The sequence below is a fragment of the Lacisediminihabitans sp. FW035 genome (assembly GCF_054880895.1).
Genome location: NZ_CM142187.1, coordinates 2,044,447 through 2,059,453, shown reverse-complemented (window position 1 = coordinate 2,059,453; position 15,007 = coordinate 2,044,447). Strand labels below are relative to the sequence as shown.

The window sequence follows — 15,007 nt, the reverse complement described above, 5'->3', positions numbered from 1 at the left end:
TCAACGGTACGTATGTCGATCTGCCCATGTCAACGACGTTGACCATGCTCACGGTCAATTGGTCGCCGAACCGATTTCGGCAGTGCCCGAGCTCGCTATAGCCCACTCGCGCTCAAGGGCCCGGGAAGTTACACCCGCGCGGGAGCGTTGGTGCTGGGGAGGACCGGTCTATGGAGCGCTATCGACGATTTGGGTCGTTCTCCTGGGCGTTGCGCGCGTTTGGGTTCCTGCCGGCGAGGCGAATGATGGCCCCAATGATGAGCAAAAAGGCGGACGGCCACGTGGCGAAGTGCCAAATCAACCCGCCGACAGCAACAAGGGCTGCTAATAGGTAGAAGGCCCACGCGACCCAATCCTTGGCACCCATTCGCTGAAAGTATTTGCCCATGAAACCACTCTATGACTGCACTAGCTGGCACGCCCTCGATCCTGCAGACAACAGCAGCCGTGCGCGGAGCGCCTGCGGGGGCGATGTTGATGTGCGCACGACGAATAAAACTTGACAGACACCATCGCGTTCGCCGTTCCCATGTGACACGGCTCGACGTTTGAAACGGCTGCTACGGCCCCCTGGTGTCGGTTGTCCCGTTGCTGAGTTGTTTGGCTCGGCAACGGGAGCCGGCCGGTATGTTTCAGCGGTCGACCGACTGTCGTTGGACGGTGCGGTACACGGTGGAGCGGGCGACGTTGAACAGCTCAGCGAGCTCGCTTGTGGAATGCGTGCCCGCCCGGTGCACTTCCATCAGGTGGCGTTGCTGAGCTGTCGATAGCTTCGGTTGCTTGCCCCGTAAGTGGCCTTTCGCTTTCGCCACTTGCATCCCTTCTCGTGTTCGGGCGCGGATGAGGTCGGATTCGAACTCTGCCACCATCGCCAGGACATTGAACAGCAGGCGTCCGACCGGGTCGGTCGGATCGTGGACGGATCCGCCGATGCTGAGCTTGACGCCCTTGAGGGTGAGTTCGTCGATGATGTCTTTCGCATCCCGAAGTGAGCGAGCCAGTCGGTCGAGTTTGGCAACCACGAGAGTGTCGCCGTTCCGGCAGGCGGCGAGTGCTTCGCGGAGGCCGGGGCGTGCTCGGTTGGTGCCGGTGAGACCATGGTCGGTGTAGATCAGGTTCGATCTAACGCCGAGAGCTTCCAAGGCGTTTTGTTGGGCGGTGAGATCTTGCTCATTCGTGGACACGCGTGCGTATCCGATCAAAAATTCATTCATGGTTCGAACGGTGCACTTCGCCCGGTCGAGGGGTCAAGAACAATCCCGTAAGCGGCCCCCACCCGGGCACCCTTCCTAGGCTGCAAGCCCCGACAATTGGCTGCTCCTGGAGGAAATAAATTCCCGTCCGATAACCGTCCGGCTTTCGGGCAGTGACGTGGATACATCGGGCGGCGGCCCGCGGGCTGCGGGCTGTTGCGGAACTGGGTCCTCGAACGTTGGGAAGAGAGCGCGGAGGCACGCTTTGATACTTTTCGGTCGTTGCGTTGGGGACCTATTTCATTTCACGGGCGTGGCGGTGACCTCCAAAGTGCGTGCGATGACCCCGTCGGCGACCTTCGCGAGGGTGAGGTTGTGGTTTCTGGCATGGGCACGAATCGCGATGAAAGCGTCGTTCATGGTCATCCCGGAAATAGCAGCGAGAACTCCTTTGGCTTGTTCGATCAGTATCCGAGAATCGAGGGCATGTTGAAGTTGCGCGGTCACGATACTTGAGCTCTTAATGGTGCGTTCTTGAAGTATGCCGATGGTGGCGACGTCTGCTAGCGCTTGGGCGACGGCGATATCGGCCGGGTTTAGTTCTCCGGTGTGGGTGCTGAACAGGTTCATGGTGCCGATGATCTGCCCGCGGAGTCGCAGTGGCGTTGCGTGCACGGATAGGAACCCTTGCCTAATGGCTTCGGCACTAAACGTGGGCCACTTTCCGGAATTGACATGCATGTTGCCGACAGTGACCGCAGTGCCGGTGCGGAAGCAGTCAAGGCAGGGCCCTTCCCCGGCGGCGAGTTGGAGCACTTCGACAAGTTGCGCTTCTTCGCTGGTGGAGGCGATGAGTTGCAACACCCCTACGGCGTCGACGAGAAGGAGGCCTCCTGCTTGGGTATCCAGAATGCGTGTGCATTTTTCGACCAACCAGTGGAGGAGGTCGACCACGTCAAAGTCTGTGACGAGGGTGTCGGCGAGTTTCACGAACGCAGCACTGAGCTGAGCTTCTCTGCTTTCGGTGATCATTCTGATGGTCTCCTGCTATGTGACGGGTTTAGAGGGGCAAGTTATCAAATGTGAGAGCACGGGTAACCACGTCGCGAGCGACCGAGAGGACTGTGCGTCCGTGAGCGAAAGCGTAAGCCTGTAGCCGTGAATAGGCGACGGTTGCGGTGGTGTCTAGTTGGACCAGGATCATGCCTGTGGCTTGATGCACTTCCCGGCGTAGTGCCGGTACCGCTACCGATTCGGAAATCTCGTCGTCGGTGGCGAAGGTGATGGCTCGTTGTATGGCGGTGCTGGCGATCGCGGACGCAATGGCGAGAGCGGATGATTGATGGTCTTCGTTCAACCCACCAGGGGTGTCTCGGTATAACGTGGCCGCGCCTACGGTGACTGCTCCCATCCGTATGGGGATGGAGAAGATGGCCCCGATGTTCAGCTGGCCGATCGATGCGGCAAATACCGGCCATCGATCATGGGGGGCAGAAGCGACGTCTGGCAGCAGCACAGCGACGCCGGTCTCGGTTGCAACCCACTGGGGTCCCTCACCTAATTCGAACTGGAGCTCATCGAGGCGAGCGGCGACCGTATCGCTGGCGCACAAGGCCACTTGCGCTTTCGAGGAGCTGATCACCGTGACCGAAGCTCCCGAAATGGGGAGGTCATTGAGGAACGGCTGACACAAATCCAGTTTCGCTGGATTGCGCGCCGCAGCTGGGTATCCACTCTTCTCAGCCATCATTGCGGTGATCCGCTGGCGCAGTCGGCGGTAGTGAACGATAAAACATCCGGACCTTTCGCAGTCGAGCTGCCAGGGGCCGGGACAGTTCTGCAACGCTATCGCATAGGCCCGCATCCGTCACCAGCCACTCCGCCAGAAAGTTCGGTGATCGGTTGTTTTCGGTACCGGCCTGGAGTCTGAGAACATCTCACCGCCGTATCGATTGACTTCACTGATTGTGGGCGGCACACTTACCAAAGTCACTCTTGCCCTCGGTGTTGGTTGATTTCGCAATCGAATCGAGGACACTATGTTTGGCGCACCCGTTTCTCCTAAAAATTTTGTCGAAGATTTTCGAGTTGCCTGCGCCGGCGCGAGCGCTGGTGTGCGGCAACTTTCTGACGAAGCGTTAATTCTCGAACTGGTTTCGCCACACTCGTGGAGGGTTTGCGACAGTCGAGTCGCCGAAGGGAACCCCGGTCGAATGGTGGCGTTCGTGGATGAACGGGCCGGTCAATACGAAGTGATGCAAATTGCAGACAACTTTGTATGGACAACGTTCGAAACGATGGATTCCGCTATCCTGCACGTTTCAGCCTCTCAGGCCAAAATTGATCACATGCGAGCCGATGGGAATCTTTCATGGGTCAGCTGACATTGATCGGAGACGGTTTAGAACTGGTCCGAATATCTCGCACGGACTGGCGGGTGGTGGACGCCCGAGCGCTGCTGTCGGACCCAGGCCGCGTTCTCGGTTTCATTGAGCGTATGAGGTATTCGCGCTACGAGCTGCTCTGGACAACGGAGCCACCTCGATGGGCGTATGTTTCCTCACTTCGACTAGCAGCAGCCGCCTTCGTCACAGGGCCAAGGTACAGCGGCTCTACGGAACACTTCCGCATCGTGGAATACTCAGCCTCGCCCGCTGAATTCACCAGCCCTCACTATCGCCGGAACGAGACCTCGCTCGTCCATGGCGAGAAGGCTGACCGCTAGCGAATCATTTCGGGATCAAGCAAAAACGAAATGTCAAATGCGATCTTTTTGATCATCGCCTAGGACTGCGAGCAGGCTCTCAAGCTTCTTCACTCCGAGGCATGATGGAGGGGGCCGCTTGAGAGAAGGCATTCAGGCCACACCTGATCCTTCCTGTGCTTTGCGAGCACAGGAATCAGCGGTCGCTGGCCGTCCAGGGCAGGAACTCTCGGCTTCAGCCACAACGGTTGTCCAAATCAGCCGAGTGTCTTTCAAACCCCACCGTCGGAGTGCCGCCTAAACCACGAGCGAAGCGAAATTTGTTTATCGGATTTATCTACTTCGGGCGTATCCTGTCGATACAGCAACTTCAGACCCCGGTCGCTTCTCTGTCGGAGAACTCTGGAGTGCTGATGACGATCACCAACGCAAGACGACCGACCCGGGCGCTTCGGTGGCATGACGGCGTCGAGAAGGAACCGTCTTCTACATCTGCGATATTTCCCTACACGGGAGACTGTGCTTCGTCCGTGGGCTGGGTTCCGCCATAGGACACCCTGCAGGCAGATACGGTGCGGCTGAAGGTGAACTGGTTCGACGGCCGGATCCGGACAGCACAGCTCGTGGTAATCGATCTGAACGAGTAGACAGAAGAAATCAGCCTCGACGGCAACACGATTGGTCTCATCAGTCCTGTAGGGCACATCTTCGTCGCGCAGACGGGAACCCGATTGGACCGGGCCCAAGAGTGCAGCCAGTGTCACTTGTGGGACAAAGCCGCCACAGTTTTTTTCGCCTTGTCAACTCAGGTCACTCCCCTCGAGGAACCGTACCGTCAAATGCAAGCACTGGAGCGCGCGACGCACACCAGTGACGGTCATCCCGATCGGGCGATGAACTCTCAGTAACTTTGTATTCACGAAATTTCGCGGCCAGGAGGCCACAAATGGTAAACACGTTCTTCGGCTCCGGTGGGCCGGCGTGCACGGTGAACGGTGCCGAAGACACCTGCCTCATACCGACCGAAGAGGACATTCTGGTCCAGCCGCTATCCGCCTCGCAATGGCGAGTGCTCGATCGGCGACTGCCCGAGACCGACGCGTGCAGTCTGCTGGGCTTTGTAGAAGAGAACAACCAACAGTTCGAGGTGATGTTGTTGGGTTACGTCCCCTTGAGTGGTGTGGTTTCCCGCTCTTGAGCGTTGCTTCGTCGACGTGAAGAGCCACCGTGGGATGGTCAGTGAGTACCGACTAAAGCAACTCACAAAGGACACCACACGATGGCTCTAGATCAGTCTGCCCTGCTCGACCTGCTGGGAGAACTCAAACTCACCGATGTCACCGATCGAATCCGCGTCGCGACCGAAACTCTCTATCAAGAACTGATCGATGCGGAAGCGGCCGCGTTCATCGGTGCCGCCCCGTTCGAGCGCTCCCACGAACGCACCACCCACCGCAACGGCACCCGACCGAGGACCTTGTCAACGACGGCCGGCGACCTTGATCTGAAGATCCCCAAGCTGCGCGCCGGCTCGTTTTTCCCGGCGCTCCTTGAGCGGCGCCGCCGGGTGGATCAGGCGTTGTTCGCGGTCGTGATGGAGGCCTACGTCCATGGCGTCTCGACCCGGAAAGTCGACGACCTGGTCAAAGCGCTTGGCGCGGACACCGGGATCTCCAAGTCGGAAGTGTCCCGGATCTGCGCAGGCCTGGACGCCGAGGTCGCCGAGTTCCGTGACCGCACCCTCGCCGCGCAGGACTTCCCCTACGTGTTCCTCGACGCCACCTACTGCAAGGCCCGGGTCGGGCACCGGATCGTGTCCCAAGCCATCGTCGTGGCGGTTGGAGTGGCCGCTGACGGCCGCCGGGAAGTGCTCGGTTTCGACGTCGGTGACAGCGAGAACGAGGGCTTCTGGACTAGCTTTCTGCGGTCGCTGAAGACCCGCGGCCTCGACGGGGTCAAGCTGGTCATGTCTGACGCTCACACCGGCCTGAAGAAGGCCATCGGGACCGTGTTCCAGGGCGCCGGCTGGCAAAGATGCCGGGTGCATTTCATGCGCAACGTCCTCGCCGTGATCCCGAAGGGATCCCAGGACATGGTCGCCTCGATCATCCGCACCATCTTCGCCCAGCCCGATCGCGAGCACATCGAGAAGCAGTTCCTCGAGGTGACCACGATGCTCGGCCGCTCGCACCCGAAGGTCGCCGCGATGCTCGTCGACGCGCAACCCGACCTGCTCGCCTTCGCCGCGTTCCCCAGGCGGCACTGGCGCCAGATCTGGTCCACGAACCCGCTCGAACGGGTGAACAAGGAGATCAAACGCCGCACTGACGTCGTCGGCGTGTTCCCCAACGCTGCCGCCCTCCTGCGCCTGGCCGGGTCGGTTCTGATCGAGCAGCACGACGAGTGGGAGGCCGGCGAACGCCGCTACTTCTCCGAAGCCTCCATGCTCGAGCTGGCCACCATGAACAACCCCCTCGAGGTCCTCGACGAGGCGGTAATACTCCCCGAACTGACCGCCGCCTAAACTAGAACAACTGACCCGCACGGTGTTGAGAAACTCCACCACTCAGCGGGACGTGACCTGTTGTTGCGCCACGGGTTTCAATGGTTCACCTTTCCGTCACTTGCAGAGGCTCTCCACCAGTTCATAGAACCAGCGGGCGGTCTGAACTCCGGAGAACAGCAACTCTCTCATTCCCAGCCTCAGTTCAGCACATAGGGCACCGTAGCCGTTGCGCCGATGCGGCCAAACCTTTGCAAAGCACTCCCCTGCAGGTTCCGCTTACGGGCGGCCGATCCGGGCAAAAGGTGGGGTCCAGCGAGCTCTAACGATAGAGGAAAAAGCATTCCATAGGCCGTCCGGTTTGCGCTGCGGCGCATGTCTGGCTTGCCTGTGAGGCTGCTATCGCATGGTAGGCGAGGTCAGTACCACGGCGGAGCCGCCGCGTCTCAGGCGTTGTGCCAGAAGTGCGTCTACCTTCTCGGATCACTGATGCGTTCGTTTCGGTGACGAGCAAGTCCGGGGCACAATCCACCGTTGGCTTCCCGAATTCTGTAGCGGCCGAGCATGGAAAATCTGTTAGCTAACGACCCACGCGCCGAAATGTCTTTCCCGCTAACCGACCCAGCCGCCCGGCATCGCGACTCACGCTGATGCCTACGATGGCCCCAAGCGCGACGGCCAGCACCGAGATGCCAGCGCTCGTCAGGCTGTGTAACGCGTTCGATTGTCCCTCTGAGACGCCGCTCAGTCCGATGAATCCCAGAGCGCCGGGCACGAGCAACCAGAAGCAGGCGAGACTCATGACAGACGCTGGCGGTGCGGTGCGGAAGCGCGTAGCGAAGCGCGCGAATGGGGCCACGACAAGGGCGCCGACGAAGCCAGAAAGTGCCGCGCCGAGGGCGAGCACGCCCAGAGCTTGGGCTCCGTAACAGACCGCCAACGCGAGAACGAGCCAGAGAAATGCCCCTTTTGGCGCTGACATAAACAGTGTGAAGCCGAGCGCGACAAGAGCAACTCCAACCAGTCCCGCCCACCATCCCAGGGCGGGCTGATGCCCGCCGCTGTGGAGACCTCCGACCACGGTGGCTGCGGCGAATACGCCGAACGTCAGGAGCAGAAGCTGCCCGACGCCGAAGACGAGGCGGCTCGCGCCCGAAATCACCTGGTTGCTGCTGAGCTCGATAGCGGCGATCGTCAGAGTCATTCCAGGCAGGAACGAGACTAGGGGCGGCGCAATGATGCGCAACGGGGTATCGCCGACGAGGTGCCCGAGCCAGAGAGCCGTCACGATCGTCACGGCGAAGGCAGCGACCACTGGAACGGCCGAAACGAGGCCCGCAAATCTCCGGGATAGCAGCACAAGGCCGCCTACCCCTGCACCCAGAATCGCGTACGCCGGAATCGCGGCCGCTGTTGGATTGATCACCATGCCGAAACCGACCGTGAGGATGATGTGGCCGAGCAGCGCGAGCCCCTTCCCAAAGCGTGGCTTCACGATCATTGCAGCTTGCAGCGCGCGGACGGCCTCGCGCGGCGCAAGTTCTTTTCTCAAGGCCTGGGCAACAAGCACTTCGACCGCACCGGTTTGATCCAGTCGGTTGCCCGAGGTAGCCGCCGACTGGATCAGCACGTCCCCTCTGGCCGAAGCAGATTGCAGAATCACGAATGTAGGCAGAACAACGGCCGTGAGATCGCTGAGATCGTAGGTCTTCGCGATCGCATAAAGGGTCTGTTCAACATCGTTCGTGGCCTGGCCAGTCTCGACCAGCGCGAGGGCAAACGCGTCAAGCATGTTGAGAACGTCTCGTGCCTCCAGTTGGTCCGCCGAGACTGGGGAATCTGCGACCGCAGACTTCAGCACGCCGGCGATACGCCGGGCTAGCCACGACCGCGCTGAGGATGCCATAGGTCGATTGTGCTGCATCCGTCACCGGAAGCCACATCGTGGACCGTGGAACACGGGCCGCCCCAGACGAGTACGAGCCGAAATTTCGAGCAGGAACACGTGTTTGGAGGTGGTGGTCTCGCCTTCGTCCATGATCGTGTTGCACTTCTTGCTGGTTTCCAGTCGCGGGACTAAAGTCCCTGTTTCGCAGCTCGACCGGCGACCTAAATTGGATTGTTGCTCCAGACTTCGGCGGCGGCCCTTTTCACGCCGAACAAGGAGCAGCCAATGTCTGCAAAAGTCCCCGCCTTTTCCCCGCCATCGTCGGACGCGGCTCAACCAATTGCAGTCGTGGCAAAGCGCCACTTCATCAGTTGGCAGACCTTTACCTTCATGATCATTGCGATCGTCGCGAGCCTGCGTGCTGCACCCACCATGGCGGTGTACGGACTCGGGTCGATCTTTCTATATGTGGTACCGGCGATCGTGTTTCTCGTGCCGCAAACCCTCGTTGCCGCAGAGTTGGCCTCGGCATGGCCGGGTGGCATCTACCGATGGGTGACGGAGGCGTTCGGGCCGAAACTGGGTTTGCTGGCGGTCTGGTGCCAATACGCGATGACGATTTTCTACTACCCGGCAATACTCGCGTATGTGGCGAGCACGTTCGCGTATGTGATCAACCCGAGCTTGGCGAGCAACGGTCTTTATACGGCCATCGTTATCATCGTCGTCTACTGGGCTGCCGTCCTCGTCTCCGGCCGTGGGATGAAGGCGGTGTCCTGGGTGTCCAGTGGCGGCGCCATCATCGGGACCATCATCCCCGGGATCGTGCTGGTCGTACTCGGTGTGCTGTTTCTGTCAGAAGGGCACCATTCGGCGGCACCGATGCACGTCCAGAACGTTCTTCCTGCGTGGGCGGGAATCGCCAGTTTCGTGTTGATCGTCAATAATTTCTTGTCATACACAGGCATGGAGGTGAATGCCGTTCATGTGTCTCGCCTCAAGGATCCCAGACGGGAATTCCCGAAGGTGATGTTCCTGTCGATCGGAATCGTCTTGGCGATATTCATCCTCTCCGCGTTAGCTGTCTCCTGGATCGTCCCCGCAGGCACTACGAGCCTCACCGCCGGAGTGATGCAAGCATTCAGCTCCTATTTCGGACAGTTTTTCGGCCAGTTCGGAGTAACCGTGCTCGTGCCGGTCGTCGCTATCGCGATCATTGCGGCCATGCTCGGTGGGATGATCGCGTTTCTCGCGGGGCCTTCGACCGGGTTACTGATGATTGGGCGTGAACAAGGCTATCTGCCGCCCTATTTCCAGAAGCTGAACAAGCGCGGCATGCAGATGAACATCATGATCTGGCAGGGCGTAGTGACCTCGATAATCGCCCTGCTGTATGCGTTCCTTCCGGTTGTTTCGAACGCCTACTGGATCTTTGAAGTGATGACCACCCAGATCTATCTGATCATGTATGTGCTGATGTTCGCCGCCGTGGTCAAGCTGCGTCGGAGTCAACCACAGCGCCCGCGGGGCTTCGTGGTCCCGGCATTGAGTTTCATGTGTGCCATGGGATCTGTGGCCACAGTCCTGGCGTTTCTGATGGGATTCATCCCTCCGTCACAGTTCTCCAACGCCAACCCGCTGGTGTACGTGGTGATCATCGCGGCAGGGGTTGGACTCGTGGGCCCCGGGGTCCCGCTTCTGCTTCTAAAAATCCGCAAACCAGAGTGGAAGACGGTCGAATCAAGCACGGGAAATGAGGGGTTCGATTCCACCACCGACCGTCTCGCCGCCAAATGACAATCTTGAGCACTGCGGAGATACATTCCGGCGGAGCGACGTCGCGGGCGGCATTAGCGGAATGTGTCCGGTGACCACCGAAACGGGCCTGAGCGTTGCTCGACAGAAGAAGATCGGGTTGATCCCCGTCCTGGCCTTCGCGGTCGGGGCGATGGTCGGAGGTGGCGTCTTCGTCCTCTCCGGCACCGCAATCAACAAGGCAGGCCCGGGGGCGCTAGTAAGTTACGCCATCGCAGGAATTATCGTGCTGCTCTCGTCAATAGGTTTCGTCGCCGTCGCCGCCCGTGCGAAAGTTGGTGATTCGGGATATGGGCCGGTCGCTGATCTGTTAGGTCGGCCATGGCGCTTTCTAGTCATGTGGGGCTTCTATCTGAATGCCGTGTTCGGCATCGCGTTCCTCGCCGACGCGTTCGGGAGCTACCTGCACACCTATTTCGTCGGTGGAATAGGCGCTCTGGAGGCCGGCATCGGATCCATCGTTGTCCTCGTTGTCCTCAACTTGGGCCCCGCAGTGTGGGTCGGGCGAGCCGAGACCTGGATCGTCTCAATCAAGGTTGGTTTATTGCTCATCTTCATCGGATATGGCGTCGCTGCCTTCAAGCCGGTGCATTTCCTACCGTTCGCCTCCCACGGCAGCGGTCCAATATTTGCCACCACAGCTTTGCTATTTACCGCCTATAGCGGATTCAACGTCGTCACCAGCATGGCGCCCAGGGTGCGAAACCCGACTAGAACCGTCCCGGTCGCAGTGATATCCGCAGTGCTCATATCCCTCGGGCTATACGTCTTAGTCGGAATAGGAATGCTCGACAGCGGCATTTTGCATTTCGGTTCAGCAGGCGTCGGCCAGGCTGCCGACGTGCTGATGGGTGGGTGGGGTGGGAAAGTCATCGCGTTCGCGGCATGCCTATCGACCCTTTCCGGCGCTAACGCGATGCTCATGGGAGGCAGCGAGAACATGCTCCGCCTCGTCGCACAACAGGATGTACCCAAGTTTCTCGGCAAAACTACCAGAGGCGGTTTCCCATGGATGAGCGTCGTCCTGATCGGGATAGTGACCCTGTTCCTCATCAGCTTCACCAGCATCCTGACCATCATCGTGATCGGAAGCATCACGGTGCTTGCGGCGTTGTTGATCATGAATATCGCTGCGGTGGTATTGGCTCGAAGGAAATTCCCCGGCACTGGTTTCCGCATCCCGGGAGGCGTGACGATCCCGCTCTTCGCGGTCGGGGCGTGCGTCTGGCAATTGACTTATTACAGCGTTGTCGACCTCGCCGCGGCGACCATTTGCCTGGCCCTCGGACTTGCGGTCTATCTCGTCCAGCACCATCGCGCACGCCTGAATCGCGCAAGTAGGTTCCCCGATGAGGTGCTTGCCGATATTCGAAAGGCCTTCCACCACACGGAGACTCCTCTAGCCCAGGCGCTGCTCCACCCTCTTCATCCACACCGTTGGTTTCATGACAGGAGCAGTTAAATGACGATCAGCACGCTCAGAGACCAGGTTGCAGCTCTCATGCCGCAGTGCAAATCAGATCTGACCGATCTCGTCGCGTTCCGGTCGGTCGATAACCCGGCCCAGGAGCCGATCTCCGAATGCCACAAAGCAGCCGATTGGATCGTGAAGAAATTCAGCGAGGCCGGTATGCAGGAGATGACCCGTCATACGACATCCGACGGGAGTGATTGTGTCACCGGACACTCTCCGGGGCCGAAGGGGGCCCCGACCGTTCTGCTGTATTGCCACTACGACGTACAGCCACCTCTCGGGGAGGACAAGTGGCGCACGCCGGTGTGGCAGCTCACCGACGGCGACGACGGTCGTTGGTACGGGCGAGGCACCGCCGATTCCAAGGGCAACATCGTGGCCCATCTGACTGCTCTTCGCGCCCTTCAAGCCCTGGACGGGTCATTCCCGGTGGGCGTCAAATTCGTCGCGGAGGGCTCTGAAGAACAAGGCACCGGGGGCCTAGAAGCATTCGTGCCGAAACACGCCGAGCTTCTGCGGGCCGACGCGATCTGCGTCGTCGACGTCGGTAACGAAGCAGTCGGACACCCCACACTCACCACCTCGCTACGGGGAATGACCTCAGTAGACATCACCCTCACTGCGCTCACCGGCCCCATGCATTCCGGCATGTTCGGAGGGGCGGCACCGGATGCACTTGTCGGCCTCATCCAAGTGCTCGCCACGCTTCACGACAAAAAGGGAAACACCACAATCGACGGCCTGGACGACACGCACCTCTGGCGAGGAGCGGAGTATCCCGCCGGACAGTTTCGAAAGGATGCGAAAGTACTTGACGGTGTAGAGCTGATCGGCAGCGGGAGCGTCGCCGACATGCTCTGGTCCCGCCTCGCTGCGACAATATTGGGTATCGACGTACCGGCCGTCGACGGCTCGGTCAACGCAATCCAGCCCTCCGCGCGCGCGCGTATCTCCCTGCGTGTGCCACCCCTAATCAATGCACACGATGCCCAAAACGCGCTCATATCCCACCTGCAAAAGCGCGTGCCGTGGCACCTCAGATCCCACATCGAGAAAATCAACGTGGGTGAACCTTTCATCGGCTCGCTCGCCGGCCCAGCTTTCGACGCCATGAAGGCCGCCATGGAAGAGTCCTATGGCCGACCCATCACCACCACCGGCCAGGGCGGATCAATCCCTCTCTGCAACGTCTTCCAGGCAACCTTCCCAGACGCGGAGATCATGCTCTACGGTGTGGAAGAACCGCGAAGCCTCATCCATGTCCCGAACGAAAGCGTCTCTCCCGCGGAGATCGAGAACACCGCACTCACCGAAGCTCTCTTCATGCGCAACTTCGGTGCCGAGAAGGTATGACCGTGCCGACAAGGGGGACGTCTGGTGGAGCGCGATTACACGGCATCCGGAAAGGCTCAACTCCCACCGGCCGCGCTCAGACGGCGGAATACGAATTGGACATCCTCTCGTCGGAGTTAGCTCGGTGCTACGAGCTGATGCGTTGAGGCAACAAGTCCTACGAGCCGAGTAAACCGAGCACAGAAATGGGACAGCTGCGTGTCCGAGATCCAACGGAGCATGTTCCGCTACCCGCGCTCACTCAGAGAGGTGCTCGCCTAACGGCGCAGCACCTTGGTTTGAGCGGCTGATTCGGGGAGGAGGCGGGAAGGACTGAACTAGATCCTCAACCGTTGCGAAGACAAGATAGGAACAGCGCGTCGGCTCTGCCTGACGCATGCGAAGCGGTCATATTTCATTTGATGACGATGGCGGCGGCGGTGACGTCCAAAGTGCGTGTGATCAACCCGTTCGCGACATTCGCGAGGGTGAGGTTGTGGTTTCTGGCGTACGCGCGAATTGCGATGAAAGCGTCGTTCATGCTCATTCCGGAGGTGGCGGCGAGGACTCCTTTGGCTTGTTCGATCAGTATTCGAGAATCGAGGGCGTGTTGAAGTTGCGCGGTGATGATGGTGGAGCTTTTGATGGTGCGCTCTTGAAGAATGCCGATGGTGGCAACATCCGCTAACGCTTGGGCCACAGCGATGTCGGCTGGGGCAAGTTCTCCGGCATGGGTGCTGAAGAGGTTCATCGTGCCGATGGTCTGACCGCGAAGCCGCAGCGGTGTTGCGTGCACGGACAGGAATCCCTGTTTCACAGCCTCGGCACTGAACTCGGGCCACTTTTCAGCATTGACCTGTATGTCGCCGACCGTGACCGCGATACCGGTGCGGAAGCAATCAAGGCACGGCCCTTCGCCGGCGGCGAGTTGGAGCACTTCGACAAGTTGCGCTTCTTCGCTGGTGGAGGCGATGAGTTGCAACACACCGACGGCGTCGACGAGGAGAAGTCCTCCGGCTTCGGTATCCAGGATGCGAGTGCACTCTTCGACCAACCAGTGGAGGAGGTCGACGACATCAAAGTCAGTGACGAGCGTGTCGGCGAGTTTCACGAACGCAGCACTGAGCTGAACTTCTCTGCTATCGGCTGTCATCCTGATCGTCTCCTGCTTTATGACTGATTTAGAGGGGCAAATTATCAAATGTGATATTGCGGGCGACCACGTCGCGTGCGACCGAGAGGACAGTGCGTCCTTGAGCGAAAGCGTAGCCCTGCAACCGTGAGTAAGCGATGGTGGCGGTGCTGTCCAGGTGGACCATGATCATGCCTGTGGCTTGATGCACTTCCCGGCGCAGCGCCGGTACCGCCACCGACTCGGAAACCGCGTCGTCGGTGGCTAAGGTCATCGCCCGTTGCACGGCGGTGCTTGCAATCGCGGATGCGATAGCCAGAGCGGTCGATTGATCGTCCTCATCCAGCACACCGGCCGTGTCGCGGTACAACGTGGCCGCCCCAACAGTGACCGCTCCCATCCGAATGGGGATGGAAAAAATTGCCCCCACATTCAGCTGGCTTATCGATGCGGTAAATATCGGCCATCGATCATGAGGTGCCGCGGCGATGTCAGATAGCAGCACAACGGTGCCGGTCTCGGTGACAACCCACTGGGGTCCCTCGCCCAACTCGAACTGCAACTCATCCAGGCGAGCGGCCACCGCATCGCTGGCACACAACGCCACTTGAATACCCGAGGAACTGATCACCGTAACCGAGGCTCCCGAGATGGGGAGGTCATCGAGGAACGGCTGACACAAATCCAGCTTCGCCGGATCTTTGCCCACGTCAGGTTCTGCGCCCATATCAGCCATCACCACCGTCGCGGAGAGCCGCTGGCATGGGCCGGGGTAGTGAACAGGAAAACATTGTGACCTCTCGCAGTGGCACTACCAGGGGCCGGGACAGTGCTGCAACGCTATCGCACGCTCACACACAACCGGTCCTGGCCGGTCCGCACGAGATAGGTCAGTGCGCCCGTGTTTTGGGACTTAGGACCCTCTTTCACCCGCCCTCGGCGCTTAGGTTGGGGTTGTTGCTCTGA

13 protein-coding genes are annotated in these 15,007 nt (G+C 59.9%); 6 read left to right on the top strand and 7 right to left on the bottom strand.

What is annotated here, in order from left to right; all coding sequences use genetic code 11:
- Positions 1–178 precede the first annotated feature (178 nt).
- The 4 genes from ACVXZ4_RS09850 to ACVXZ4_RS09835 form a co-directional block, all read right to left on the bottom strand.
- The gene (locus ACVXZ4_RS09850; protein WP_461794679.1) at positions 179–388 is read right to left on the bottom strand and encodes a hypothetical protein; all 210 of its coding nucleotides are present in this window, start codon (positions 386–388) and stop codon (positions 179–181) included.
- Positions 389–632: 244 nt separating this feature from the next.
- Complete coding sequence (locus ACVXZ4_RS09845) at positions 633–1,214, bottom strand: recombinase family protein (RefSeq protein ID WP_461794678.1); 582 nt, start codon at positions 1,212–1,214, stop codon at positions 633–635.
- A 279-nt stretch (positions 1,215–1,493) separates the two neighbouring features.
- On the bottom strand, positions 1,494–2,225 hold the full coding sequence (locus ACVXZ4_RS09840; protein WP_461794677.1) for a GAF and ANTAR domain-containing protein: 732 nt from the start codon (positions 2,223–2,225) through the stop codon (positions 1,494–1,496).
- 28 nt (positions 2,226–2,253) lie between these two features.
- Complete coding sequence (locus tag ACVXZ4_RS09835; protein ID WP_409158137.1) at positions 2,254–2,943, bottom strand: GAF and ANTAR domain-containing protein; 690 nt, start codon at positions 2,941–2,943, stop codon at positions 2,254–2,256.
- Positions 2,944–3,232: 289 nt separating this feature from the next.
- Between ACVXZ4_RS09835 and ACVXZ4_RS09830 the strand changes: the two genes are divergently transcribed.
- The 3 genes from ACVXZ4_RS09830 to ACVXZ4_RS09820 all read left to right on the top strand — a co-directional run bounded on the left by ACVXZ4_RS09830 (position 3,233) and on the right by ACVXZ4_RS09820 (position 6,421).
- Positions 3,233–3,577: a hypothetical protein gene (locus ACVXZ4_RS09830; RefSeq protein WP_461794676.1), complete on the top strand. Its 345-nt coding sequence runs from the start codon at positions 3,233–3,235 to the stop codon at positions 3,575–3,577.
- Between the two features lie 1,266 nt (positions 3,578–4,843).
- Positions 4,844–5,095, top strand: a complete 252-nt coding sequence (locus ACVXZ4_RS09825; protein ID WP_461794675.1) for a hypothetical protein — start codon at positions 4,844–4,846, stop codon at positions 5,093–5,095.
- Positions 5,096–5,176: 81 nt separating this feature from the next.
- Positions 5,177–6,421 (top strand): IS256 family transposase, encoded by a 1,245-nt coding sequence (locus ACVXZ4_RS09820; protein ID WP_461794674.1) that lies wholly within the window; start codon positions 5,177–5,179, stop codon positions 6,419–6,421.
- 559 nt (positions 6,422–6,980) lie between these two features.
- Here the strand turns inward: ACVXZ4_RS09820 and ACVXZ4_RS09815 are convergent.
- Positions 6,981–8,306 carry a threonine/serine exporter family protein gene (locus ACVXZ4_RS09815; RefSeq protein WP_461794673.1) on the bottom strand — a complete coding sequence of 442 codons (1,326 nt, stop codon included), beginning with the start codon at positions 8,304–8,306 and terminating at the stop codon, positions 6,981–6,983.
- Positions 8,307–8,573: 267 nt separating this feature from the next.
- Between ACVXZ4_RS09815 and ACVXZ4_RS09810 the strand changes: the two genes are divergently transcribed.
- The 3 genes from ACVXZ4_RS09810 to ACVXZ4_RS09800 all read left to right on the top strand — a co-directional run bounded on the left by ACVXZ4_RS09810 (position 8,574) and on the right by ACVXZ4_RS09800 (position 12,930).
- Positions 8,574–10,085, top strand: a complete 1,512-nt coding sequence (locus tag ACVXZ4_RS09810) for an APC family permease (protein ID WP_461794672.1) — start codon at positions 8,574–8,576, stop codon at positions 10,083–10,085.
- A gap of 70 nt (positions 10,086–10,155) precedes the next feature.
- Positions 10,156–11,565 carry an APC family permease gene (locus ACVXZ4_RS09805; RefSeq protein WP_461794671.1) on the top strand — a complete coding sequence of 470 codons (1,410 nt, stop codon included), beginning with the start codon at positions 10,156–10,158 and terminating at the stop codon, positions 11,563–11,565.
- Positions 11,566–12,930, top strand: a complete 1,365-nt coding sequence (locus ACVXZ4_RS09800; protein ID WP_461794670.1) for a M20/M25/M40 family metallo-hydrolase — start codon at positions 11,566–11,568, stop codon at positions 12,928–12,930. It abuts the gene before it with no gap.
- 394 nt (positions 12,931–13,324) lie between these two features.
- On the opposite strand, the gene ACVXZ4_RS09795 is transcribed toward ACVXZ4_RS09800, so the two are convergent.
- Together ACVXZ4_RS09795 and ACVXZ4_RS09790 are read right to left on the bottom strand one after the other, a co-directional pair.
- The gene (locus ACVXZ4_RS09795; protein ID WP_461794669.1) at positions 13,325–14,062 is read right to left on the bottom strand and encodes a GAF and ANTAR domain-containing protein; all 738 of its coding nucleotides are present in this window, start codon (positions 14,060–14,062) and stop codon (positions 13,325–13,327) included.
- A gap of 28 nt (positions 14,063–14,090) precedes the next feature.
- Positions 14,091–14,777: a GAF and ANTAR domain-containing protein gene (locus tag ACVXZ4_RS09790; protein WP_461794668.1), complete on the bottom strand. Its 687-nt coding sequence runs from the start codon at positions 14,775–14,777 to the stop codon at positions 14,091–14,093.
- Between the last annotated feature and the right edge of the window lie 230 nt (positions 14,778–15,007).

What these genes read in the sequence shown, in the direction of transcription:
- ACVXZ4_RS09850 (WP_461794679.1), bottom strand. Translation starts at nt 388, where the DNA reads ATGGGCAAATACTTTCAGCGAATGGGTGCCAAGGATTGGGTCGCGTGG.
- ACVXZ4_RS09845 (WP_461794678.1), bottom strand. Translation starts at nt 1,214, where the DNA reads ATGAATGAATTTTTGATCGGATACGCACGCGTGTCCACGAATGAGCAA.
- ACVXZ4_RS09840 (WP_461794677.1), bottom strand. Translation starts at nt 2,225, where the DNA reads ATGATCACCGAAAGCAGAGAAGCTCAGCTCAGTGCTGCGTTCGTGAAA.
- ACVXZ4_RS09835 (WP_409158137.1), bottom strand. Translation starts at nt 2,943, where the DNA reads ATGATGGCTGAGAAGAGTGGATACCCAGCTGCGGCGCGCAATCCAGCG.
- ACVXZ4_RS09830 (WP_461794676.1), top strand. Translation starts at nt 3,233, where the DNA reads ATGTTTGGCGCACCCGTTTCTCCTAAAAATTTTGTCGAAGATTTTCGA.
- ACVXZ4_RS09825 (WP_461794675.1), top strand. Translation starts at nt 4,844, where the DNA reads ATGGTAAACACGTTCTTCGGCTCCGGTGGGCCGGCGTGCACGGTGAAC.
- ACVXZ4_RS09820 (WP_461794674.1), top strand. Translation starts at nt 5,177, where the DNA reads ATGGCTCTAGATCAGTCTGCCCTGCTCGACCTGCTGGGAGAACTCAAA.
- ACVXZ4_RS09815 (WP_461794673.1), bottom strand. Translation starts at nt 8,306, where the DNA reads ATGGCATCCTCAGCGCGGTCGTGGCTAGCCCGGCGTATCGCCGGCGTG.
- ACVXZ4_RS09810 (WP_461794672.1), top strand. Translation starts at nt 8,574, where the DNA reads ATGTCTGCAAAAGTCCCCGCCTTTTCCCCGCCATCGTCGGACGCGGCT.
- ACVXZ4_RS09800 (WP_461794670.1), top strand. Translation starts at nt 11,566, where the DNA reads ATGACGATCAGCACGCTCAGAGACCAGGTTGCAGCTCTCATGCCGCAG.
- ACVXZ4_RS09795 (WP_461794669.1), bottom strand. Translation starts at nt 14,062, where the DNA reads ATGACAGCCGATAGCAGAGAAGTTCAGCTCAGTGCTGCGTTCGTGAAA.
- ACVXZ4_RS09790 (WP_461794668.1), bottom strand. Translation starts at nt 14,777, where the DNA reads ATGGCTGATATGGGCGCAGAACCTGACGTGGGCAAAGATCCGGCGAAG.